The organism is Allobosea sp. CRIB-10 (genome assembly GCF_900112185.1).
In the GTDB taxonomy this organism is placed as follows: Bacteria; Pseudomonadota; Alphaproteobacteria; order Rhizobiales; family Beijerinckiaceae; genus Allobosea.
In genome coordinates this window covers 55,552-76,751 of record NZ_FOKP01000011.1, presented here as the reverse complement: position 1 = coordinate 76,751, position 21,200 = coordinate 55,552, and the positions used below count along the sequence as shown (strand labels likewise).

At 66.8% G+C, this 21,200-nt stretch carries 19 protein-coding genes; 8 read left to right on the top strand and 11 right to left on the bottom strand.

Translation table 11 applies throughout. From position 1 onward, the window contains the following. Positions 1 to 278 precede the first annotated feature (278 nt). Positions 279 to 1,112: a carboxylating nicotinate-nucleotide diphosphorylase gene (gene nadC / locus BMZ69_RS15340; RefSeq protein ID WP_092158025.1), complete on the top strand. Its 834-nt coding sequence runs from the start codon at positions 279 to 281 to the stop codon at positions 1,110 to 1,112. Between the two features lie 20 nt (positions 1,113 to 1,132). Further along, positions 1,133 to 3,175 carry a phosphonate metabolism protein/1,5-bisphosphokinase (PRPP-forming) PhnN gene (gene phnN, locus BMZ69_RS15335; protein ID WP_092158023.1) on the top strand — a complete coding sequence of 681 codons (2,043 nt, stop codon included), beginning with the start codon at positions 1,133 to 1,135 and terminating at the stop codon, positions 3,173 to 3,175. 10 nt (positions 3,176 to 3,185) lie between these two features. On the opposite strand, the gene BMZ69_RS15330 is transcribed toward phnN, so the two are convergent. The 5 genes from BMZ69_RS15330 to BMZ69_RS15310 form a co-directional block, all read right to left on the bottom strand. Next, positions 3,186 to 3,641, bottom strand: coding sequence for a MarR family winged helix-turn-helix transcriptional regulator (locus BMZ69_RS15330; protein ID WP_092158021.1), 456 nt, complete (start codon positions 3,639 to 3,641; stop codon positions 3,186 to 3,188). 112 nt (positions 3,642 to 3,753) lie between these two features. Then, positions 3,754 to 4,866 carry a Gfo/Idh/MocA family protein gene (locus tag BMZ69_RS15325; RefSeq protein ID WP_092158019.1) on the bottom strand — a complete coding sequence of 371 codons (1,113 nt, stop codon included), beginning with the start codon at positions 4,864 to 4,866 and terminating at the stop codon, positions 3,754 to 3,756. A 50-nt stretch (positions 4,867 to 4,916) separates the two neighbouring features. Next, on the bottom strand, positions 4,917 to 5,714 hold the full coding sequence (locus BMZ69_RS15320; RefSeq protein ID WP_092158017.1) for an ATP-binding cassette domain-containing protein: 798 nt from the start codon (positions 5,712 to 5,714) through the stop codon (positions 4,917 to 4,919). Between the two features lies 1 nt (position 5,715). Continuing rightward, positions 5,716 to 6,864, bottom strand: coding sequence for an ABC transporter permease (locus BMZ69_RS15315; RefSeq protein WP_092158015.1), 1,149 nt, complete (start codon positions 6,862 to 6,864; stop codon positions 5,716 to 5,718). Between the two features lie 69 nt (positions 6,865 to 6,933). Beyond that, positions 6,934 to 7,848 (bottom strand): sugar ABC transporter substrate-binding protein, encoded by a 915-nt coding sequence (locus BMZ69_RS15310; RefSeq protein ID WP_244543386.1) that lies wholly within the window; start codon positions 7,846 to 7,848, stop codon positions 6,934 to 6,936. 414 nt (positions 7,849 to 8,262) lie between these two features. Between BMZ69_RS15310 and BMZ69_RS15305 the strand changes: the two genes are divergently transcribed. Continuing rightward, positions 8,263 to 9,507, top strand: coding sequence for a Zn-dependent hydrolase (locus BMZ69_RS15305; RefSeq protein WP_092158011.1), 1,245 nt, complete (start codon positions 8,263 to 8,265; stop codon positions 9,505 to 9,507). A gap of 3 nt (positions 9,508 to 9,510) precedes the next feature. Here the strand turns inward: BMZ69_RS15305 and BMZ69_RS15300 are convergent, their stop codons facing one another. Together BMZ69_RS15300 and BMZ69_RS15295 are read right to left on the bottom strand one after the other, a co-directional pair. After that, positions 9,511 to 9,906, bottom strand: a complete 396-nt coding sequence (locus tag BMZ69_RS15300) for a RidA family protein (RefSeq protein WP_092158009.1) — start codon at positions 9,904 to 9,906, stop codon at positions 9,511 to 9,513. Between the two features lie 40 nt (positions 9,907 to 9,946). Continuing rightward, positions 9,947 to 10,591 carry a TetR/AcrR family transcriptional regulator gene (locus BMZ69_RS15295; RefSeq protein WP_092158007.1) on the bottom strand — a complete coding sequence of 215 codons (645 nt, stop codon included), beginning with the start codon at positions 10,589 to 10,591 and terminating at the stop codon, positions 9,947 to 9,949. A gap of 123 nt (positions 10,592 to 10,714) precedes the next feature. On the opposite strand from BMZ69_RS15295, the gene BMZ69_RS15290 reads away from it, so the two are divergent. The 4 genes from BMZ69_RS15290 to BMZ69_RS15275 are packed head-to-tail and all read left to right on the top strand — an operon-like array spanning position 10,715 to position 14,711. Beyond that, complete coding sequence (locus BMZ69_RS15290; RefSeq protein WP_092158224.1) at positions 10,715 to 11,491, top strand: cyclase family protein; 777 nt, start codon at positions 10,715 to 10,717, stop codon at positions 11,489 to 11,491. 23 nt (positions 11,492 to 11,514) lie between these two features. After that, on the top strand, positions 11,515 to 12,441 hold the full coding sequence (locus BMZ69_RS15285; RefSeq protein ID WP_092158005.1) for a 3,5-dioxohexanoate:acetyl-CoA acetone transferase: 927 nt from the start codon (positions 11,515 to 11,517) through the stop codon (positions 12,439 to 12,441). Next, complete coding sequence (locus tag BMZ69_RS15280; RefSeq protein ID WP_092158003.1) at positions 12,441 to 13,469, top strand: SMP-30/gluconolactonase/LRE family protein; 1,029 nt, start codon at positions 12,441 to 12,443, stop codon at positions 13,467 to 13,469. Before BMZ69_RS15285 ends, BMZ69_RS15280 begins: the two co-directional genes overlap by 1 nt. A gap of 33 nt (positions 13,470 to 13,502) precedes the next feature. After that, complete coding sequence (locus BMZ69_RS15275; RefSeq protein WP_092158001.1) at positions 13,503 to 14,711, top strand: ABC transporter substrate-binding protein; 1,209 nt, start codon at positions 13,503 to 13,505, stop codon at positions 14,709 to 14,711. A gap of 1,278 nt (positions 14,712 to 15,989) precedes the next feature. Here BMZ69_RS15275 and BMZ69_RS15270 read toward each other — a convergent pair. From BMZ69_RS15270 to BMZ69_RS15255, 4 genes are all read right to left on the bottom strand, one after another. After that, the gene (locus tag BMZ69_RS15270) at positions 15,990 to 16,739 is read right to left on the bottom strand and encodes an ABC transporter ATP-binding protein (protein ID WP_092157999.1); all 750 of its coding nucleotides are present in this window, start codon (positions 16,737 to 16,739) and stop codon (positions 15,990 to 15,992) included. Then, the gene (locus tag BMZ69_RS15265; RefSeq protein ID WP_210188031.1) at positions 16,715 to 17,593 is read right to left on the bottom strand and encodes an ABC transporter permease; all 879 of its coding nucleotides are present in this window, start codon (positions 17,591 to 17,593) and stop codon (positions 16,715 to 16,717) included. Before BMZ69_RS15265 ends, BMZ69_RS15270 begins: the two co-directional genes overlap by 25 nt. A 2-nt stretch (positions 17,594 to 17,595) precedes the next feature. Next, positions 17,596 to 18,609 carry an ABC transporter substrate-binding protein gene (locus BMZ69_RS15260; protein ID WP_092157995.1) on the bottom strand — a complete coding sequence of 338 codons (1,014 nt, stop codon included), beginning with the start codon at positions 18,607 to 18,609 and terminating at the stop codon, positions 17,596 to 17,598. Positions 18,610 to 18,698: 89 nt separating this feature from the next. After that, complete coding sequence (locus tag BMZ69_RS15255) at positions 18,699 to 20,045, bottom strand: LLM class flavin-dependent oxidoreductase (RefSeq protein ID WP_092157993.1); 1,347 nt, start codon at positions 20,043 to 20,045, stop codon at positions 18,699 to 18,701. A gap of 425 nt (positions 20,046 to 20,470) precedes the next feature. Here BMZ69_RS15255 and BMZ69_RS31155 point away from each other — a divergent pair, with 425 nt between their 5' ends. Continuing rightward, positions 20,471 to 20,671, top strand: coding sequence for a hypothetical protein (locus BMZ69_RS31155; protein WP_139219060.1), 201 nt, complete (start codon positions 20,471 to 20,473; stop codon positions 20,669 to 20,671). Positions 20,672 to 21,200 lie beyond the last annotated feature (529 nt).

The window sequence follows — 21,200 nt, the reverse complement described above, 5'->3', positions numbered from 1 at the left end:
ACGCCTGTTCCCAGGGCTGGCCCACAGCTTCGGCCGCGACGGCCGAGCGCGTGCCGATTCGTCGATGAGAGGACAGTGCGCCCACGCAATCTTGCATACAAGATCATTCGAAGCGCTTCTGTGCGGCGCTCCTACCCGGCCGAGGTGACTTCCATATGACGCGTTTGACGGTTGCAAGCACGGCTTCAATGGCGCATTGACAGCCAAATTTTCCCGCTGCTATTGTTTGCATACAAACATGTTTGGAGCGGCATCGCCGCGGGAGAGAGGGCCCTTCCATGTATGACGTCTTCGCCACGGACCGCCTGATCGACCACTGGCTCGTCGAGGATATCGGCGCCTGCGACCTCACCGTCCAGGTGATGATCGAGCCGGGCGAGACCGGCAAGTTCCACATGAACGCCCGCGAGCCGATGATCGTCGCCGGCGTCGAGGTCGCCGCCCGCGTGTTCAAGCGCTACGACCCCGAACTCAAGGTGACCCTGCGCGTCAAGGACGGCGACAAGGTCGAGAAGGGTGCGATCTTGGTCGAGATCGAGGGCTCGGCCCGCAGCGTGCTCACCGCCGAGCGCACCGCGCTCAACATCGCCCAGCGCCTCTCCGGCATCGCCAACGAGACCGCCCGCTACGCCGCCGCCATGGCCGGCAGCAAGGCGCGCCTGATCGACACCCGCAAGACCACACCCGGCCTGCGCATGATGGAGAAGCACGCCGTGACCTGCGGCGGCGGCCTCAACCACCGCCTCGGCCTCGATAACGGCGTGATGATCAAGGACAACCACATCGCCGTCTGCGGCAGCATTACCGCCGCCGTCGAGCGCGCCCGCAAGAAGCTGCCGGTGCTGACCAAGCTCGAGGTCGAATGCGACCGGCTCGAGCAGGTCGAGGAAGCCGCCAAGTGCGGCGCCGACGTGATCATGCTCGACAACATGTCGGTCGCCGACATGACCAAGGCGGTCGCGCTGATCGCCGGCCGCGCCAAGGTCGAGGCCTCGGGCGGTATCAACATCGACACGATCGGACCGATCTCCCGGACAGGCGTCGACTATATCTCGACCAGCAAGATCACCCAGTCGGCGCCGGCGGTGGATATCGGCCTCGACGAAGCCTGAGCAGGGACTGCGGCCAGGGAATGCGGCAAGGCACCTTCTTCCTCGTCGTCGGCCCGAGCGGGGCCGGCAAGGACTCGCTGATCGACGGCGCCCGCGCCCTGTTGGAGCCGACGGGCCGCTATGTCTTCGCGCGGCGCGTCGTCACCCGTCCGGCGGGATCGCCGGGCGAGGACCATGAGGCGGCGACGGACGAGGCCTTCGACGCACGCGAGGCGAAGGGCGACTTCCTGATCACCTGGGGCGCCCATGGCCTGCGCTACGGCCTGCCGGCCGAGTTGAAGCGCCTGGTCGAGGCAGGCCGCAACGTCATCGCCAATGGCTCGCGCGCCACGATCGCGGCGCTCGCCGCTCGCCTGCCGCGCTTCGTCGTGGTCGAGGTCACGGCGCCGCCCGAAGTGCTCGCCGCCCGCATCGCCGGGCGTGGGCGCGAGAGCGGCGAAGCGATCGAGAAGCGCCTGTCGCGCACGGTCGAGCCGCGCCCGGCGGGGATTCGGGCGACAACGATCTGCAACGATCAGAGCGTCGAGATCGGCGTCGAGCGCTTCGTCGCCGCGGTCGAGGCCGCCGCCAATACGATGCGCCTGCGCCGCCTGCCGCTCTTCGCGGGACGGGCGCATTGCGCCTATCTCCCGGCCAGGGGCGAAATCGTCAACGGCTTCGACTATCTCGGGCCGGGAAGGGTCGAGATTTCCGGTGTCGGCGCGAGCATCCGCTCGAACGTACAGGTGGTCGACTCGCCCGCGCTGCTCGCCGGCGACGAGATCGGTCTCTCGGCCGAGGCCTTCGACGAGCTTGGCCTGCCCGAGGGCAGCGAGGTCACGATCCGCCGCACGCCCTCGCCCGAGAGCCGGGCCGCGCTGACCCGCAAGATCCAGGGCGGCGAGCTCACGGAAGAGCAGTACCACACGCTGATCCGCGACATCGTCGAAGCCCGCTATCCCGATGGCGAGGTCGCGGCCTTCCTGGTCGCGGCGACGCAGAAGCTCTCGGATGACGAGGTCGTCGCGCTGGCGCGGGTGCGTACCCGCTTCGCGCAAAAGATCACCTGGCCGGACACAATCGTCGTCGACAAGCACTCGATGGGCGGCATCCCCGGCAGCCGCATCACGCTGATCGTCGTGCCGATCGTCGCCGCGCATGGCGCCTTCCTCATGCCGAAGACCTCGTCGCGTGCCATCACCTCGGCGGCAGGCACGGCCGATGCGATGGAGGCCCTCGCCCGCGTCGAACTGAACCCCGCCGAACTGCGCGCCTGCGTGGAAAAGGCGCGCGGCTCGATCGCCTGGAACGGGCGGCTCAACCATTCCGTCGTCGATGACGTGATGAACGCGATCACCCGGCCACTCGGCATCGATTCCAATCGCTGGTCGGTCGCCTCGATCCTGTCGAAGAAGCTCACGGCGGGTTCGACCCATGTCATCGTCGACCTGCCCTATGGCCCGCGCGCCAAGCTGAAGAGCGAGGCGGAAGCCGCCGAGCTGGCTGATTTGTTCGAGACGGTCGGAGCCAGGCTCGGCCTCGTCGTCAAGGCCTTCCCGACCGATGGCAGCCGCCCGATCGGGCGCGGCATCGGCCCGGCGCTGGAATGCCGCGATGTCGGCTGGGTGCTGGGCAACGATCCGCGGGCGCCGGCCGACCTGGTCGAGAAGGCGCTGTTCTTCGCCAGCCGCATCCTGGCCTGGGACCCGGCGCTCGGCTCGGTCGCGGCCGGGCGAGAGCGGGCGGAAGGATTGCTGCGCTCCGGCGCGGCGCGGGCCGCCTTCGAGCGGATCATCGATGCGCAGGGGCGGCGCGAGCCGCCGGTGGCGCCGGGGTTGCTGGTCCATACGGTCCGCTCGCCGAAGGCTGGGGTCATCACCGAGATCGACGGCTGGGCGGTCGCGGGAATCGCAAGGCGCGCCGGCGCACCCTTCGACAAGGCGGCGGGCATCGACCTGCGTCGCCATGTCGGCGACAGCGTCGCCGTGGGCGATCCGCTCTTCGCCATCCACGCCAGCGCCTCGAGCGATCTCGACGAGGCCAAGGCGATGGCGGAGAGCTGCGACTGCTACGTGATCAGCTAGCGTCTGCGCCTCAGCGCAGCTGCTTCAGCAGCGCGATCAGCGTCGCCCGCTGGTTAGTCGCGAGCGGGGCCAGCGTCACCTTGGTCACCGTCTCCGCCTTGGGCAGCAGCTCGCGGGTGTAGTCGACGCCGGCCGGGCTGAGCTCGACGATGAGCCGGCGGCCATCCTCCGGATCGGGCTTGGTCTGGACCAGCTTGCGCTTGAGCAGGCGATCGACCACGCCCTTGATCGTGGCGGCGTCCATGGCGGTCTGGCGGCCCAGCAGGTTCTGCGAGGAGCCCCCGTCCTGGTAGAGCCGCGCCAGCACCGCCCATTGCGTCGGGGTCAGGTCGCTGCCCATGATCTCGTTGAAGATCGAGACATGGCGCTGCGCCGCCTGGCGCATGATGAAGCCGACCTGCTCGGCGAGATCGTAGTTCTCGTCGGCAAGCTCGGGCGTCTCGGCCGCAGTGCTCGGTCGCGCCATCGCTGGTCCTCGTTCGTATACGAACGATATCCCTAGCGCGATTTCCTGGCGACCGGAACCGGCTGGATCGCCGAGAATCACGCTTCGTCCACGACATCAGCGAAGCAGGTCCTCAGATCGTCGTCCAGCACCCCTCGCGGAAACTGCGGGCGGCGGCCTCGACCGTGCGCTCGATGCGCATGCCGGCTTCGAAATCAAGGAGATGCGCCGGCTCGCCGGCAATCGCGCGGAGCAGCTCGCGACACTCGATGATCTTGAGCTCGTTGAAGCCGAGGCCGTGGCCGGGCGCCGGGATGAATCGGCCATAGGGCTCGTGCGCAGGGGCGGTCAGGATGCGGCGGAAGCCCTGGACGTCGCTGGCGCCCTCGGCGGTGTAGAGCTCGATCTCGTTCATCCGCTCCTGATCATAGGCGATCGTGCCCCTGGCGCCGAAGACCTGCAGCGCGATCCGGCCTTTGCGGCCCCAGGCCGAGCGGTTGAGGGCGACGAGCCCGGAGGCGCCGGACGACAGGCGCAGCAGCAGCGTGGCGATGTCGTGCGTCTCGACCGCGCGGGTGCCACCGGCCGCGAGCGGGCGTTCGGCATAGGGCCTGGCTATATCCGCCATAACGGCTTCGACCTCACCGATCAGCGCCTTGATCAGCGAGAAGGCATGCACGCCGAAATCGTCGAGCGCGCCATGGCCTGAGGCGGCCTCGCTCTTCCAGGAGAACAGCGCGCCGGCATCGGCCATGAAGTCCTCGTCCATCTCGACGCGGACATGGTTGACCGGCCCGATCGTGCCATCGGCGATGAGCCGCTGTGCCAGCCGGATCGCCGGGTTCTGGATGTAGTTGTAGCCGAGCGCAGCGACCGTCCCGGCCACCTTGGCCGCCGCCAGCATCGCTTGCGCATCGCCAAGGCTGGTCGCCATCGGCTTCTCGCACCAGACATGCTTGCCGGCCTTCAGCGCCGCGATCGCCATCTCGGCATGGAAGGCGTTCGGCGTGGTGATCGAGACGACGTCGACATCGGGATGGGCAATGAGCGCCTGCCAGTCGGCGGTCGACTCGGCGAAACCGAATTCGCCGGCCCGTTTTGCCGCCAAAGCTTCATCGACCTCACAGAGCACGGCGAGCTTCGGCCGCGGCACGTCGCCGAATACAGGAGCGACGGCGTTCCAGGCCAGGGCATGGCACTTGCCCATATAGCCGGTGCCGATCAGGCCGACGCCGAGCGCGCGCATGAGCAATCTCCGTAGCGACGAGGAAGGAAGGACCGGATGTTCGCCAGGCGTCAGACCGTGCCGCCGAGCTCCTCGGAGACCGCCTGCAACTCCTTGCCGCCGGCCATCAGGTTCTGCAACTCGTCCATGGCGATCCCGGACTTGGCGTAGGTGCCGAGCGTCTTGCCGCGGTTGAGCACGGTGAAGCGGTCGCCGACGGCATAGGCGTGGCGGACATTATGGGTGATGAAGATCACGCCCAGCCCCTTGGCGCGGACGAGGTTGATGTATTTCAGGACCATCGAGGTCTGGGCGACGCCGAGTGCGGAAGTGGGCTCGTCCAGGATCAGCACCTTGGCGCCGAAATAGACGGCGCGGGCGATGGCGACGCATTGGCGCTCGCCGCCCGAGAGCGTGCCGACCGCCTGGTGCGGGTCGCGGATGTCGATGCCGATCCTGTGCATCTCGTCGCGCGTCACCGCATGGGCGAGGTCGAAATCGATCCATTTCAGCGGGCCGAAGCCGCGAATCGGCTCGCGGCCCATGAAGAAGTTCCGCGTGATCGACATCAGCGGGATCATCGCCAGGTCCTGGTAGACGGTGGCGATGCCGGCATCGAGCGCGTCACGCGGGCTGGAGAAGGCGACCGGCCTGCCCTCGACCAAGAATTCGCCCGAGCTCGGCTTGTGGCAGCCCGAGAGCGTTTTGATCAGCGTCGACTTGCCGGCGCCGTTGTCGCCGAGCAGGCAGAGCACCTCGCCGGCGGAGACCTTGAGCGAGACGCCTGAGAGCGCGATCACCGAGCCGAAATGCTTGACGATGTCGCGGACCTCGATGAGCGGGGCCTGTTCCGGAGCTGCGGTCGTCATCTCAGCGCTCCCCTGTCGCCTTGCGGCGGATGAAATTGTTGAAGAGAACGGCGAGCAGCAGCATGCCGCCGAGGAAAACCTGGAACCAGTCGCTGTCGAAGCTGGTGTAGGTCAGGCCGATCGAGACCATGCCGAAGATGATCGCGCCGAAGAAGGCGCCGATCGCCGAGCCATAGCCGCCGGTGAGGAGGCAGCCGCCGATCACCGCCGCGATGATCGCCTCGAACTCCTTCTGGAAGCCGCGGCGGGCATCGGTCGAGCCGGCGTCGAGCACGGTCAGGATGGCGACGAGGGTGGCGGCGCAGGCGGTCAGCACGAACAGGGTCGTCTTGACCATATTGACCGGCACGCCGGAATTGCGGGCCGCATTGGGGTCGCCGCCGGCGGCGAAGATCCAGTTGCCGAAGCGGGTGCGCAAGAGGACATAGGTCCCGAGCGCAGCGATGGCGAGGAACCAGAGCACCCCGACAGGCACGCCGGTCACGGTCGGCGTGCCGTTCGGGAATTTGGCGATCAGGTTGGCCTGGGCCAGCCAGGCGAACAGCCCCTCCAGCGCCTGGCCGGAGAAGAGCTCGCGCACCACGCCCTGCCCCGCATTCTCGCCGATGCCGCGCAACTGCGTCGAGCCGCCGGTCGCCCATTTCAGCCCGACCAGCGAGAGCCCGCGGAGGATGAAGAGGAAGGCGAGGGTGACGATGAAGGAGGGCAGGCGCGTCCTGATGACGATCTGGCCGTTCACCGCGCCCATCAAGCCGGCGAAGACGAAGGTCGCGACGATCGCCGCCAGCAGCGGCAGGTCGCCGACCACGATCAGCGCACCGAAGACGAGGCCGGAAAAGGCGATCATCGAGCCGATCGAGAGGTCGAACTCGCCGCCGATCATCAGCAGCGCCGCCGCGATGGCGAGGATGCCGAGCTGCGCCGCCGGCGAGAGCACGGTCATCAGGCCGGCGAGGGTGAACATCGCCGGATTGGCGGTGAGCCCGAAGAAGACGGTGACCAGGACGAGTCCGGCGACCGCGCCAAGCTCGGGCCGGCGCATCAGCCGGGCGATCAGCGAGACGCGGCGCAAGCGCTCGTCGCGGGCCTCTGCGACCGGGTCGGTGGGACGGGACGCACCCGCGGCGAGATCGGCGGTCGACGTCGTCATGGCGCGCCTCCTGAGCTTGTGAACGTCCGCAGAGGGGGCGGCGGTGCTGGGCGCACCGCCGCCGATCGCTCAGCGGATGCCCTTGGCCGAGAGGTCGACGACCTGGGCCGCCTTCTCCTTGGTGACGAGGTTCGGGCCGGACGGGACATTGCCGCCGGGCACGAGCCCGTATTCGGCGTTGAGCGCCAGGAAAGCGACCGGCAGATAGCCCTGCAGGAACTGCTGCTGGTCGATGCCGAAGGCCGCTTCGCCCGCGACGATCGCCTTGAGGAAATTGGCAGAGAGATCGAAGGTGGCGACGCGGACGCTGGCGATCTTGCCAGCCTCCTTGACGCCCGCCAGGGTCGGCTCGCCGCCGAGCGAGGCGCTCAGCGCCATCACCGTATCGACGCTGGCATCGGAGAGCGCCGCCTTGACCTTGGAGCGGATCTCGGATGGATCGTTCGAGACCGGCAGGGTCGTGACCTTGCCCTTGAAGCCCTCGGCAAAACCCTTGCAGCGCAAATCGAGCGCGACATTGCCGACCTCGTGGTTGACGCAGACGCCGACCTTGCCGCCCATGCTGGCGAGCTTCTCGCCGGCAGCCTTGCCGGCATCGAACTCGTCCTGGCCGACATGAAGAAGGGCGCCGAGTTTCTTCGAGACGTCGGAGCCGGAGTTCATCGAGATCACCGGGATGCCGGCGGCGACCGCCTTCTGGATCGAGGGGCCGAGCGCCGAGGCGTCGGGAATCGAGACGACGAGGCCGGCCGGCTTCTGGTTCACCGCGGCATCGATCAATTGGCTCATCGCGACCATGTCGAAGGTCTCGGGCGCGCGATAATCGACGGCGACCTTGAGATCGGCCGCCGCCTTGGCGACGCCGTTCTTGACCACCGACCAGAACGGGTCGGCGGCCTGGCCATGGCTGACCACGATGATCCTGGTCTGCTGCGCGACGCTCGGCGTCGCTCCTGCGACCGCGATGGCGGCGGCAGCAATCATCCCTGCGAGAAAACGCTTCATCTCATCCTCCCTTGCGGGGATGTCCCCCGCTGTTGTTATCGGTCCGATCGGGCACGATCGGCCGGCTTTCGGGCGATTTGGCGGGCCGCGAAGCGTCGCGGACTGCCTGGGATGGCGAAGGAGGGAGGACGCGCCAGGCGCGGCCGCCAACTCTGCGCTTCAGTCAAAACGAAACAAAAAAACCGTTTTCAATACTCAATGGAACAATCATTCCATCGCGCATGCGCAGCTGTCAAGCGCCTTCTGCGCGGCTGACATACCTGGGCGTGTGGCGACCCGTGCCACGAAGACCGACGAAACCCATCACCAATATCGATTTGCCAGCAGCGGGCCGAGGCCTCGATTGTCGTTGCTCGAGGCGGCGCGCTCAGCGTCCGGAAACAGGGGGAATCCATGGGCCTGCCAGCGACCGCGCGCATCGATATCGGGCGCTTCTGGACGACGATCGAGCGTTCCGGCGAGATCGGGGTCGGCCGGCCGGGCGGGCTGTCACGGCTGGCGCTCGGTGATGCCGACCGGGAGGTCCGCGACGTCTTCATCGCCTGGTGCCGGGAGGCGGGGTTGAGCGTCCGGATCGACGGCATCGGCAACATCTTCGCGCGCCGGGCCGGGCAGGACGACAGCCTGCCGCCAGTGGTGATGGGCAGCCATCTCGACACGCAGGTGAATGGCGGGCGCTTCGACGGCATCGCCGGCGTGCTCGGCGGGCTCGAGGTCTGCCGCACGCTCGACCAGCTCGGCCACCGGACGAAACGGCCGATCGAGGTGGTCAACTGGACCAATGAGGAGGGCGGGCGCTTCTCGCCGCCAATGGTCGGCTCGGGCTGCTTCACCGGCGCCTATACGCTTGACTGGGCGCTCGGCCGGCGCGACGACGACGGCAGGACGATCGGCGAGGAGCTCGACCGCATCGGCTATCGCGGTGAGATGGAGGCGACGCCCCACCCCTTCGACGCCTATGTCGAGTTCCATATCGAGCAGGGCCCGATCCTCGACCGCGAGGGCATGCAGGTCGGCGTCGTCACCGGCGGCTATGCCAGCACCGGCATGCTGGTCGAATTCCGCGGCGAGACCGCCCATACCGGCCCTTGGCCGATGGAACGGCGCAGGAACGCGCTGATCGCCGGGGCGCGCCTGCTGGTCGCGGTCGACGACCTCGGCTGGGAGCATGCCGGCAGCGGCGGCAAGGCGACGGCCTCACGGCTGGTCGCTTGGCCGAACAAGCCCGGCATCCTCTCCGACTGGGCGCAGGCGACCTGCGATGTCCGCCATGCCGACCCTGAGACAGCAAAGGTGATGGCCGAGCGCGTGCGCCGCGCCGTGCATGAAGCGGCGGCGCGGGCCGATTGCACGGCCGAGATCCTCGATGTCTGGAACTGGGGCGGCAAGGTCTTCGCCGACGAGTTGATCGAGGAGGTCCGGGCCACCTCGCTCGGCCTCGGCTACCGCACCCGCAACATCCTGAGCCAGGCCGGGCACGACGCCTATTTCGTCGCCCGTCACGGGCCCACGACGATGATCTTTTCGCCGTGCAAGGGCGGCATCACCCATAACAATCAGGAACTCTGCACGCCGGACGATCTCGAGCCCGGCCTCAACGTGCTGCTGCACACGGTGGTGGCGCGGGCGGATCGCTAACAGTCACTCGATCGCGGCGACGCATTCGATCTCGATGTCGAAGGGCAAGGGCCAGGGTCGGATCGCGGCGCTGGTCCGGGCCGGGAAACCGTCGCTGAAGAAGGTGCGGTAGACCGCGTTGACCCCGGCCATCAGCGCTGGATCGGTGACGAAAATCGTCGCCTTGACGACCGCGTCGAGCGACGCGCCGCCATGGCGCAGAGTCACGGCGAGCGCCTCCATCGCTGCGCGGGTCTGCGTCTCGATATCGCCACTGACGATCTCGCCGGTGGTAACATCGATCGGCGGCATGCCGCAGGTGAAGAGCAGGTCGCCGACGCGCGCCAGCGCCGAAGTCGGCGCACCGAGCCGGCGGATCGCCTCGGAGATGACGGGGACTTCGATGATTTCACGGCGCATGGTGTGATCCACTTTCCCTTGTCCGACTGAATAGGCCGGCTCAGCGGCTCCGCAGCAGGCCGTCGATGCCGGCGGCGCAGAAGCTGGTCAGGCGCTGCAGGAGCTGCTCGGCGTTCTCGACCACCGGTACCGCCCCGCGCTCCTGGTCGAGCCGCATGGCGCGGTCGCCGGCGGCCATGGTCGTGACGAGAGCCCCGACCATGAAGAGATAGGCGTCGACGAGTGCTCCCTCGGGCGCCTGCGGGTAGAGCTTGCCCAGTGCCGCGACGAACTGCCTTGCGGTCGGATCGAAATGCTCGGCGACGACGCCGCGCGCCGCCTCGCGCGGGTCGACTGCCTCGCGGGCGGTCATCATGGCGAAGGCCGCGCCCTGCACGCCTTCGCTGAAACGCTGGCGCACGGATGGGCCGATCAGGGCGGCGACGATCTCGCCGACGTCGAGCACCGGCCGGGCCATAGCCTCGCCGAGCGCCTGGGCGCGAGCCAACGCCAGGGCATGGGCGCGGCGGGCGAAGACGGCGCGGTAGAGCGCCTCCTTCGAGCCGAAATGATAGCTGAGCTGCGAGAGTCGCACGCCGGCCGCGGCCGCAAGGTCGCGCATCGAGGCTCCGTCGGCGCCGCCGCGCTCGGCAAAGAGCCGCTCGGCGGCGTCGAGAATGCGGTCGCGCGTCGGCATCGCGGACATCGTGCCCCTCCAGAATCCAGCGATTCCGCTCTTACCAGAAACATGGCGCCCTGCTATAGGTCGGACGTTCGTCCAAATTCGAACCACAGAGAACACATCCTCAAGGGAGGACATACCGGCATGCTGCCAGGCCGCCTCGTCGATCTGTCGATTCCGCTCGAGAACGACGTTCCTGCCGACCCGCCCTTCCAGAAGGTCAGAATCGACTATCGCACGCATGAGGCGACGGCGAAGGACATCGCGGCGGCCTTTCCGGGCCTCAAGCCCGAGCAGCTCCCGGACGGCATGGGCTGGGCGGTCGAGCTCGCGACGATCTCGACCCATAACGGCACCCATGTCGATGCGCCCTGGCACTACCATCCGACGCAGGATGGCGGCGCGCCGGCGCTCAGGATCGACGAATGCCCGCTCGACTGGTTCCTGCAACCCGGCGTGAAGCTCGACTTCCGCCATCTGCCCGATGGCCACGTCGTCACCCCCGCCGAGATCGACGCCGAGCTCAAGCGGATCGGCCATACGCTAAGCCCGCTGGAGATCGTCGTCGCCAACACAAGGGCGGGCGCACGTTACGGGCAGGCCGACTATATCGATTCCGGCTGTGGCTTCGGCCGCGAGGCGACGCTGCATCTGGTGCGGCAGGGCATCAAGGTGGTCGGCACCGATGGCTGGAGCTGGGATGCGCCGTTCAGCCACACAGCCCGCCGCTTCGCCGAAACCGGAGACGCCTCGCTGATCTGGGAGGGGCACAAGGCCGGGCGCGAGGCCGGCTACTGCCAGATCGAGAAGCTGCACAACCTCGAAGCGCTGCCGGCGAGCGGCTTCACGCTCAGCTGCCTGCCGGTGAAGGTCCGCAACGGCTCGGCCGGCTGGACGCGGGCAGTCGCCATTCTACCGGTCTGAACGCAGGGACGAAGGAAAGCCTCATGAGCAAGGTCATCATCACCTGCGCCGTCACCGGCGGCATCCATACGCCGACCATGTCGGACCATCTCCCGATCACGCCGGACGAGATCGCCAGCCAAGCGATCGCGGCGGCGGAGGCGGGCGCGGCGATCCTGCATCTGCACGCTCGCGACCCCCGGGACGGCCGCCCGACGCCGGACCCGGCCGTGTTCATGGAGTTCCTGCCGCGGATCAAGCAGGCGACCGATGCCGTCGTGAACATTACCACTGGTGGTGGCCTGACCATGACCGTCGAGGAGCGCCTCGCCGCACCGCTGAAGGCCGCGCCGGAGATGTGCTCGCTCAACATGGGCTCGATGAATTTTGCGCTGCATCCGCTGGCGGAGAAGTACAGCGACTGGAAGCATCCCTGGGAACAGCCTTACCTCGCCAACACCAAGGACTTCATCTTCCGCAACACCTTCGGCGATATCGAGCGCATCTACAAGCTGCTCGGCGAGGGGCACGGCACCAAGTTCGAGCACGAGTGCTACGATGTCGGCCACCTCTACAATCTCGCCCATTGCCTGGATCGCGGCTGGTTCCGCCCGCCGGTCTTCCTGCAGCTGATCTTCGGGATTTTGGGCGGCATCGGCGCCGATCTCGACAATCTGATGTTCATGAAGCGCACCGCCGACAAGCTCTTCGGCAAGGACTACCACTGGTCGGTCCTCGCCGCCGGGCGTCATCAGATGGCCTTCTGCACGCAAGCCGCGATGCTGGGCGGCAATGTCCGCGTCGGTCTCGAGGACAGCCTGTTCATCGGTAGGGGCAAGCTCGCCACCTCCAATGCCGAACAGGTCGCCAAGATCCGCCGCATCGTCGAGGAGCTCGGCTATGAGATCGCGACGCCCGATGAGGCCCGCGCCACGCTCGGCCTCAAGGGCGGCGACCGCGTGAATTTCTGATGTCGCCTCGCCCCAACCCGCTCGACGGCTTCGTCATCGATCCCGCCGCCATCACCTATGTCGGCGAGGGCCTGCAGCGGCCGGAATGTATCCTGGCCGAGCGTGACGGTTCGCTCTGGAGCGCCGATGCGCGCGGCGGCGTCGTCCATATCCGGCCGGACGGTTCGCAGCAGCTGATCACGCAGACGGCGAGCCGCGGCTTCGCCGAGGCGGCGGACGAGGAGGCGCGCTTCGTCTCCGGCACCTTGCCGAACGGCCTCGCCTTCGCCCGCAATGGCGACGTGCTGATCTCGAATTTCGGCACCGACCGGCTGGAGGTGATGACGCGCTCGGGCGAGACACGCGTGCTGGTCGATCGCGTCGACGGGCAGGCGATCGGCAAGGTCAATTTCGTGCTGCGCGACAGCAAGGACCGGATCTGGCTGACGATCTCGACCCGGACCAGGAACTGGATGCGGGCGATGAGCCCCAATGTCCGCGACGGCTATGTCGCGCTCTATGATGGCGGACGCCTGCGCATCGTCGCCGATGGCTTCGCCTTCACCAACGAGATCCGTCTCGATGCCAACGAGGAATGGCTCTACGTCGCCGAGACCTGCGCCTGCCGGGTGACGCGATTGCTGGTTGGGGCCGATGGCAGCCTGACCGATCGCGAGATCTTCGGCCCGAGCGACCATGGCGCCTTCATCGACGGCATCGCCTTCGACGCCCATGGCAATCTCTGGGGTACGCATGTGATGCTCGACCGGGTCTTCGCGATCACGCCGGAGGGCGAATTGCGCATCCTGCTCGACGACGATCGTGGCAGCTCGACCGGCAAGGCGCTGATGGCGGCCTTCGCCCGCGACGAGGCGACACCAGAGCTGATGCTCGCCTGCGGCGGCACGATCGCGCCCTGGTTCGCCAGCATCACCTTCGGCGGGCCCGATCTCGGTACCGTCCATATCGGCAGCCTGCGCGGCAGCCGCATCCCCTCATTCAGATCACCGGTCGCCGGCCTGCCGATGGCGCACTGGCACGACCGCTAGCAACGACAAACGACAATCACGGGAGGAATTCACATGAAGGGTCTGGCCTCGGCGCTCGCCATCATCACCGCATTGCTCGGCGCCTTGCCCGCCGCAGCCGAAATCTCGGACGGCGCGGTCAAGATCGGCGTGCTGACGGATATGTCCGGCGTCTATTCCGACATCACCGGCAAGGGCTCGATCACCGCTGCCCGCATGGCGGTCGAGGACTGCCTGAAGGCCGAATGCCAGGGCATGAAGATCGAGATCGTGTCGGCCGATCACCAGAACAAGGCCGATGTCGGCTCGGCGATCGCGCGCGAATGGATCGACAGGCAGGGCGTCGATGCCCTCGCCGACATGTCGAACGCCTCGCTACAGCTCGCCATTCCGCCGCTGCTGAAGGACAAGAATCGCGTCGGACTGTTCCCCGGTGGTACGGCGCGCCTGACCGGCGATGCCTGCCAGCCCGACCATGTCGTCCAGTGGATGTGGGACACCTATGTCCAGGTCGCCGGGATCGCCAACCACCTGACCAAGCCCGGCACCAAATGGTATCTGGTCACGGCCGATTATGCGCTCGGCCACCAGCTTGAGGCCGATGCCAAGACGCTGGTCACCGCCAAGGGCGGCACTTATGTCGGCTCGGTCCGGCACGCCTTCCCGGCGGTCGACCTGTCCTCGCAGCTCCTGACTGCGCAGGGCTCGGGCGCCGATCTGATCGCGCTCGCCAATGCCGGCGGCGACACCGTCGCCGGGATCAAGACGGCCCGCGATTTCGGCATCGGCCAGGGCAAGCAGAAGCTGGTCGCCTTCTTCCTGACCGCGATGGACGTGAAGAGCGTCGGCCTCGCCTCGGCCCAGGGCACGATCCTGACCGAGGGCTTCTACTGGAACATCGATGAGCGCACCCGCGCCTTCTCGGAGCGCTTCAAGGCGGCGCATGGCGCGGTGCCCTCGGCGATCCAGGCCGGCGTCTATTCCTCGGTCCGGCACTATCTCAAGGCGGTCGTCGCGGCGAAGTCGGACGAGGCCAAGACCGTGATCGCCAAGATGCGGGAGGTCCCGATCGAGGACGAGGTCGTGCGCAACGCCAGGCTGCGCGAAGACGGGCGCATGGTGCACGACTTCTACGTCTTCCAGGTCAAGAAGCCGGCGGAATCGAAGGGCGAATGGGACCTCTACGACCTCGTCGCCACCATCCCCGGCGACCAGGCCTTCCGCCCGCTCGCCCAGAGCGCCTGCCCGGCGATCAAGCGCTAGAGCATTTCCCCGTGCCGTTTATATGCGCTTGGCTTGGCGGCAAAACCAACACAACTATACCAAGTTCGTCACCACCCAGAATGTGTCTAGTGTGGGTTGGCTAGGTGTGAGCTGATGCAGCGCCTACCGTTCGACCGGAGGGAGCGGCGGGGGTACTGGATGTGGTGGCTGGGCTGATTGCACGGGTACTGGGGGCGGAGGCGGCGGGGGTACTGGATGTGGCGGCTGGGCTGATTGCACCAGTACTGGCGGCGGTGGGGGCGGAGGCGGTGCGTCGTAGTTGCGTGCCTCTAGTTCCCGTTCATTGGTCGAGCCGTGCGGCATGCTGGGCCTACTGTGATGATCAATCCATGCCGCAGCAGTTAGAGTCCAGCCTGTGCGGCCGTGCGACTGAAATATCGGCGAGTTCGAGAGCATGGCGCTCAGGTTGTTACGTGCGTCACTGCCGCCAATCTCAATTCCCAAGCTGACTATGTGGTCATAAATCGCCGCGGTCGGCGTCGGTTCGGCTATCCGATTCGCCAAAAACAGCCGCGCTGCGTCCAGCGCTCTAGCACGCTCAGGGTTTCCACGCCGCGGTGGCGGATCAGCCAATCTGGGGGGAGCGGTGAGTGGCGTGAGTGAAGCAGGCGGTACAAGCGGTGGCCGGAGCGCAGTTGCCTGCGGTTCGTAGAGCGCCACCATTTGCTTGGCCACAAGCAGGCGCTGGTAGGTTACGTTCTCTAAAAGTTCCCTTTCTAAGGCGGCGATCTCAGCCTTGAGCGCTGCGACAATCGTCATGGCGGACTCCTTCCTTGGAGCCAACATACGCCATCCCCCCATCGAACAAAAGAGCATTCCGTGGGAAATCCCCACTTCCTCCCACAAAATCCGCTTGGCGGCTTGGGAGGCATATCGTATGAACTATGGCAGTGGGCCGGCCCGTGAAACGAGTCCGACCCGGAACATGGTGTTACAGCACCATGCCGGGTCGGGTTTCGCGGGTTCCGCTTCGAGCAACAGGAAAGGAGCCTAGCGGAGGGCGGGGTCCGCCCAAAGTCGCGTTTTCTGTATATAGGACCCTGAGTCCCGGTTCAAGGCTCCGCTAAGGAGCCAGCAATGATCTACGTTACCAACTACACGCGCGTTCGTTTCGGCAAGCTGGAATACGTTCGCGCTCACTATCGGTCTTACCCCCGCTGATTCGGGGCTTCTTTAGCCGCTGGGGACTCGTCTCCAGCGGTTTTTTGTTTTGACCGTTCAACTCAAGCTTCCCGCGCCCTGCGCGCGCCGGAGCGCTCAGGCGACGCGGCGCAGTTCCTCCGGGGTCACGCCGAGGCTGCTCAGCAACTCGCTGCGCACCTCGGCGAAGCGTCGCTGCCGCGGCCCGGCCTCGGACGGCAGGTCGACCTTGAGGTCGACCACGAAGCGGCCCTGATCGAGCACCAGCACGCGCTGGGCGAGATGGATCGCTTCGTCGACGTCATGGGTGACGAGCAGCACCGCCGGGCGATGGCGGGCACAGAGATCGAGCAAGAGCGCCTGCATGCGCAGCCGGGTCAGCGCATCGAGCGCGCCGAAGGGCTCGTCGAGCAAGAGCAACTCCGGCTCGCGCACCAGCGAGCGGGCCAGCGCGGCGCGCTGCTGCTCGCCGCCGGAGAGCTGCATCGGCCAGGCCTTTGCCCGAGCCGTGAGCTCGACCTCGGCGAGGGCGTGCAGAGCGCGCTCGCGCGGCGTTTGCCCCTTCAGCCCGAGCGAGACATTGTCGACGACGGTCTTCCACGGCAGCAGCCGCGCATCCTGGAAGACGACGGAGACCGCGTCGGGCATGCCGAGCCGGCCGGAGCCGGGCACGCCATGGTCGAGCCCGGCCAGCGCCCGCAGGAAGGTGCTCTTGCCGGAGCCGGAGCGGCCGAGCAAGGCGACGAACTCGCCGCGGCCGATGTCGAGATCGACATTGTCGATGATGGTGCGCTCGCCATAGCGGCGGGTCAGGCCGCGGACGGCGACGACGGGCGGCTGGGTCAGTCGGCCAGAATCTTGCGCCATGGCAGAGCCTTTCGCGTGATGAAGCGGACGAGCCAGTCCGAGCTCAGGCCGAGCGCGGCATAGACGGCAAGGCAAAGGATGATCACCTCGGTCTGGCCATAGGTGCGGGCGAGGTTGATCATGTAGCCGAGGCCGGAGGTGGCGTTGACCTGCTCGACCACGACCAGCGCCAGCCAGGAATAGGTGACGCCGAAGCGCAGGCCGAGCAGGAAGCCGGGCAGCGCCGCCGGCAGCACGACATGGCGCAGGAACTGGCCGTTGGAGAGGTCGAGTGTCTCTGCCAGCTCGATGAAGCGGGCATCGGTCGAGCGCAGGCCGTCATGGGTCTGGATATAGATCGGCGCGAAGGTGATCAGCGCGATCGTCAGGACCTTCATGCCCTCGCCGATGCCGAACCAGAGCATCAGCAGCGGGATCAAAGCGAGCGCGGGAATCGCCCGCTTGATCTGGATCGGGCCGTCGACGAGATACTCGCCGATGCGGCTGAGGCCGGCGATGACGCCGAGCGAGGCGCCGGCGACGATGCCCCAGAACAGTCCCCAGAATGAGCGCTGGAACGAGGTCCAGAGGTTCTCCTGCAGGCGCCCGTCCTGGATCAGCTCCCAGCCGGTGGTCGCCACCGTCCAGGGCGCCGAGAGGATGCGGTCGTCGATGAAACCGGTCGCGGAGCCGATGCTCCAGAGGATCAGCAGCAGGGCCGGGCCGAGCGCGGCACCATAGGGGATCGGCCGGCCGGGACCGAGCTTGCGCCGGCGGCGCGGCGTCTCGGCGGTGGCAGCAGGCTGGCTGCGGGCGAGCTTGAGCCAGGCGGGATCGAGAGCGCCCTGCCCGCCGGTGAGCGAGAGATCAGCCATGCTCATTCTCCCTGATAGGCCGCGCCGGCGACCTGCTCGAAGCGCCGGTCGAACAGCGTCGCCGCCTTGAGCACCGGCTTCTTCAGCTCGGCGGCGAGGAGATCGATCGTCTCCTGCTGGCGCTCGATCGCTCCGTTCCAGTCGAGCGGCACATCCGGGTCGCCGTTCGATTCGACCAGGAAGCGGCCGGAATCGGCTTTCAGCCCCTGGTCCTTGACGTAGTAGCCCTTGATCCACTCCTCGGGATGGGTCTCGACCCATTTCGTGGCGCGGCCCCAGGCCTGGACATAGGCGCGGATCGCCGCCGCCTTGCCGGGGTCCTCCAGCGAGGTCTTGACCACATAGAGATAAGCCGGATCGTCGCGCAGCCCGTGCGGCAAGGCCCTGGCGCCGTCGCGCTCGTAGTTCTGGACGAAGCGCTGCTTGTTCGCCTCCGCGATCGGCGCGGCGTCGACCAGCTTGCTGGCCAGCGCGTTGACATAGGCGTCGCCGACGCTCGGCAGTTCGACGAGCTGGACTTCGTCATGCCGGAGGTTCAGCTTCTTCAGCACGCGCAGCACCAGCGCGCCCTGGGCCTGGCCGGGACTGAAGGCGATCTTGCGGCCCTTGATGTCCTCGAGCTTCGCAATGCCGGAGCCGGGCGCCGTCGCAATCACATAGATCGGATGGCCGATGGGATCGCGCCGGAACTTGGCGGCGACGATCCGGACGTCGAGGCCGGTCCATTGCGCGTGGACCGGCGGGATGTCGGCGACCGCGCCGATGTCGAGCGCCTTGGCCCGAAACGCCTCGATCGTCTGCGGACCGCCGGAAATATTGGCCCATTCGACCTTGAAGGGCAGCTTGGCGAGCTCGCCCGACAAGGTGAGCGCCACCCGTGTCTGCGGATCGCCGATCACCAGGGTCGTGCCCGGCGGAACGCGCTCGGGAAGCGGCGCGCTCTCCGGCAGGGGCTGGGCGGCGGCGGGTCCGGCCAGCAATGCAGCGGCGAGTGGCAGAAGATAGGTCAGCTTCATCTGGTGTCCTCGATGGGCATGCGTCCTCGTCCACGGGCTAAGCCCGCGTCGCATCACGCATGGGGAAGGTCGGTGCGAAGCCCGGCGCTTCAGGCGCTCCTGCGCTGCTCCGCGGCGAAGAGGCTGTCCGGGCGCGGCAGGCCGTAATGGTCGCGCAGCGTCGTGCCGGAATAATCCTGCCTGAACAGGCCGCGCTTGCGCAGGATCGGCACGACTTCGGCGACGAAGCTGTCGAAGCCGCCGGTCAGCCAGGGCGGCATGACGTTGAAGCCGTCGGCCGCGCCCTGCTCGAACCAGCTCTGGATCTCGTTCGCGACATGCTCGGGCGTGCCGACGACGACGCGATGGCCGCGCGCTCCGGCGAGGCGCCGGATCAGCTGGCGGATCGTCGGGTTCTCGCGGTCGACGATGTCGACGACGAGCTGGAAGCGGCTCGCCAATCCCTTGGGCCCGTTGATGTCGATGATCTGGCGCGGCACGGGCCCGTCGAGATCATAGCCGCCGAGATCGACGCCGATCATGCGCTTGAGCTGGTCGAGCGATGCTGCCGGCTGGATCAGCTCGTCGATCTCCTCTTCCAACCGTTTCGCCTCGGCCTGCGTCGAGCCGAGGAAGGGGCTGATCCCCGGGAGGATGCGCAGGTGGTCCGGCCGGCGGCCGAGGGCGACCGCACGGGTCTTGATGTCGGCATAGAACTCCTGCGCGCTTCCAAGCGTCTGGTGCGCGGTGAAGATCGCCTCGGCGAACTGCGCCGCGAAGGAGCGGCCATCCTCGGAGGAGCCGGCCTGGACATAGACTGGCCTCCCCTGCGGCGAGCGCGAGACGTTGAGGGGTCCGCGCACCCGGTAGTGCTTGCCGACATGGTCGATGCGATGGACTTTGCCGGCATCGGCGAAGACGCCGCTCCGGGGGTCGGCGACGAGCGCGTCGTCCTCCCAGCTGTCCCAGAGCCTGGTGACGACATCGAGGAATTCGCGGGCCTTCTCATAGCGTTCGCCATGCGGCGGATGCTCGGGCAGGCCGAAATTATGGGCGGCCCCGGCATCGCCTGTGGTGACGATGTTCCAGCCGGCGCGGCCGCCGCTGATATGATCGAGCGAGGCGAAGAGCCGGGCCAGGTTGTAGGGCTCGTTATAGGTGGTCGAGGCCGTGCCGATCAGGCCGATGGTCTCGGTGGCCGCCGCGATGGCGGTCAGCCAGGTCACCGGCTCCAGGCGAACCCGGGAGGAATACCGGACATTCTCCGCCAAAGACGGCCCGTCGGCGAGGAAGACCGCATCGAACTTCGCGGCCTCCGCCTTCCGCGCCAGCTCCTGATAATAGCGGATGTCGAGTACCCGCTCCGGTTCCGACTCCCTATAGCGCCAGGCGGCCTCGTGATGGCCGCCGGGATAGATGAACAGGTTGAGCGTGAGCTGGCGGCCGGCATTGGACATCGCGCACCTCGCATGAAGCGAATGAATGATCTGAGGGCGTACGCAAGTAGCGTCCCCGTTCATTTACGATGGCGTTGGGTGACACATATGGTCAAGAGAAGTGTTTTTTAAAAAGAACGGTTTGCTCGGGAGATTATTATTCAGCCGTTATCCCACTATCTGGGCGGAGCACCTGGGCCCGGATTGAAACAAACAGATTGAGTGCCATTGCTTTTATGGGATTATCATCCCTCATTGTGTCGGAAATTCAAAAGGACCTTCCCATTGTGGACGCGTACGCGCCAGAGAGGGCAGGGTGCACGCGGCAAGGCATCGACCAAAGACTGCGCCTTGGGAATGGGGCAGATCAAAATCTCCGGATGGGACGGGCTGCAGGTGACTTCGCTCAGGCATCCCGGCAGGATCACGCCGGTTGGGAGTTCTTTATGACAAAATTCTTCGTGGCTGTGTGCTGCATGTTGTTGGCCGGTTGTGCCGCCACCGGCATGTCGGCGGGCGTCGATCCAATGCAAAGCGATGGATCGACCTATGTGCCGTCGAATGGCGCGGCGACCTACGCACCGTCAGCCGATGAGCGCCTTACCTCGACCTGCACCATGCGCGGACAGAGCGCCGTATGTCGTTGAGCGCTCGGTCGCGACCGCCTCAGTGAAAGATGTTGCTGGCCGACTGGCAACGAAGCCCGGCGCGGAACAGCGCAAGACAAAACAGAAAACCGGCTTCAAGCAGAGCCGGCTCTGGTCGTCAGTGAATGTCTGGGAAAGGACGTTTGGTGGTTATGCAAGGCCCTTCTAATCGGGCCGGCGGCGGGCGTACGCCATGCTCCGTTACAGCATTGCTCGTAGGTCGGGGCACGGGGGGAAAAGTGCGCGTTCATGCTGCGTCGAGGCGCCACGAATTTTTTCGCGAAATCGCCGCGACCCCGCTTGCGCCTTCCTTCCTGCAACTCAGGTAAATCCTCGAGTTAGTCGAGTTACCACTCTAGACGATAAAGTGCCACTCGAGGGCTTGTACCCAGGTCGAGGGGTGCTACGAACGAAAACACCCGCCCTCGAGGTCGAGAGCGGGTGCGACGCAAGGACTAGCCTCACGAGTTCTGTGATCTGGGGATGGCAAGTGCGGGGCCAGGTTGTCCAGCCGACGCCCCGAGGGTGC

Excerpts from the sequence above, each read along its gene's own strand:
- BMZ69_RS15280 (WP_092158003.1), top strand. The coding sequence starts at position 12,441 with ATGTCGCCTCGCCCCAACCCGCTCGACGGCTTCGTCATCGATCCCGCC.
- BMZ69_RS15255 (WP_092157993.1), bottom strand. The coding sequence starts at position 20,045 with ATGTCCAATGCCGGCCGCCAGCTCACGCTCAACCTGTTCATCTATCCC.
- BMZ69_RS15285 (WP_092158005.1), top strand. The coding sequence starts at position 11,515 with ATGAGCAAGGTCATCATCACCTGCGCCGTCACCGGCGGCATCCATACG.
- BMZ69_RS15330 (WP_092158021.1), bottom strand. The coding sequence starts at position 3,641 with ATGGCGCGACCGAGCACTGCGGCCGAGACGCCCGAGCTTGCCGACGAG.
- BMZ69_RS15325 (WP_092158019.1), bottom strand. The coding sequence starts at position 4,866 with ATGCGCGCGCTCGGCGTCGGCCTGATCGGCACCGGCTATATGGGCAAG.
- phnN (WP_092158023.1), top strand. The coding sequence starts at position 1,133 with ATGCGGCAAGGCACCTTCTTCCTCGTCGTCGGCCCGAGCGGGGCCGGC.
- BMZ69_RS15300 (WP_092158009.1), bottom strand. The coding sequence starts at position 9,906 with ATGCGCCGTGAAATCATCGAAGTCCCCGTCATCTCCGAGGCGATCCGC.
- BMZ69_RS15260 (WP_092157995.1), bottom strand. The coding sequence starts at position 18,609 with ATGAAGCTGACCTATCTTCTGCCACTCGCCGCTGCATTGCTGGCCGGA.
- BMZ69_RS15265 (WP_210188031.1), bottom strand. The coding sequence starts at position 17,593 with ATGGCTGATCTCTCGCTCACCGGCGGGCAGGGCGCTCTCGATCCCGCC.
- BMZ69_RS15315 (WP_092158015.1), bottom strand. The coding sequence starts at position 6,864 with ATGACGACGTCGACCGCCGATCTCGCCGCGGGTGCGTCCCGTCCCACC.
- BMZ69_RS15295 (WP_092158007.1), bottom strand. The coding sequence starts at position 10,591 with ATGTCCGCGATGCCGACGCGCGACCGCATTCTCGACGCCGCCGAGCGG.
- BMZ69_RS15270 (WP_092157999.1), bottom strand. The coding sequence starts at position 16,739 with ATGGCGCAAGATTCTGGCCGACTGACCCAGCCGCCCGTCGTCGCCGTC.
- nadC (WP_092158025.1), top strand. The coding sequence starts at position 279 with ATGTATGACGTCTTCGCCACGGACCGCCTGATCGACCACTGGCTCGTC.
- BMZ69_RS15320 (WP_092158017.1), bottom strand. The coding sequence starts at position 5,714 with ATGACGACCGCAGCTCCGGAACAGGCCCCGCTCATCGAGGTCCGCGAC.
- BMZ69_RS15310 (WP_244543386.1), bottom strand. The coding sequence starts at position 7,848 with ATGATTGCTGCCGCCGCCATCGCGGTCGCAGGAGCGACGCCGAGCGTC.
- BMZ69_RS15275 (WP_092158001.1), top strand. The coding sequence starts at position 13,503 with ATGAAGGGTCTGGCCTCGGCGCTCGCCATCATCACCGCATTGCTCGGC.
- BMZ69_RS31155 (WP_139219060.1), top strand. The coding sequence starts at position 20,471 with ATGACAAAATTCTTCGTGGCTGTGTGCTGCATGTTGTTGGCCGGTTGT.
- BMZ69_RS15305 (WP_092158011.1), top strand. The coding sequence starts at position 8,263 with ATGGGCCTGCCAGCGACCGCGCGCATCGATATCGGGCGCTTCTGGACG.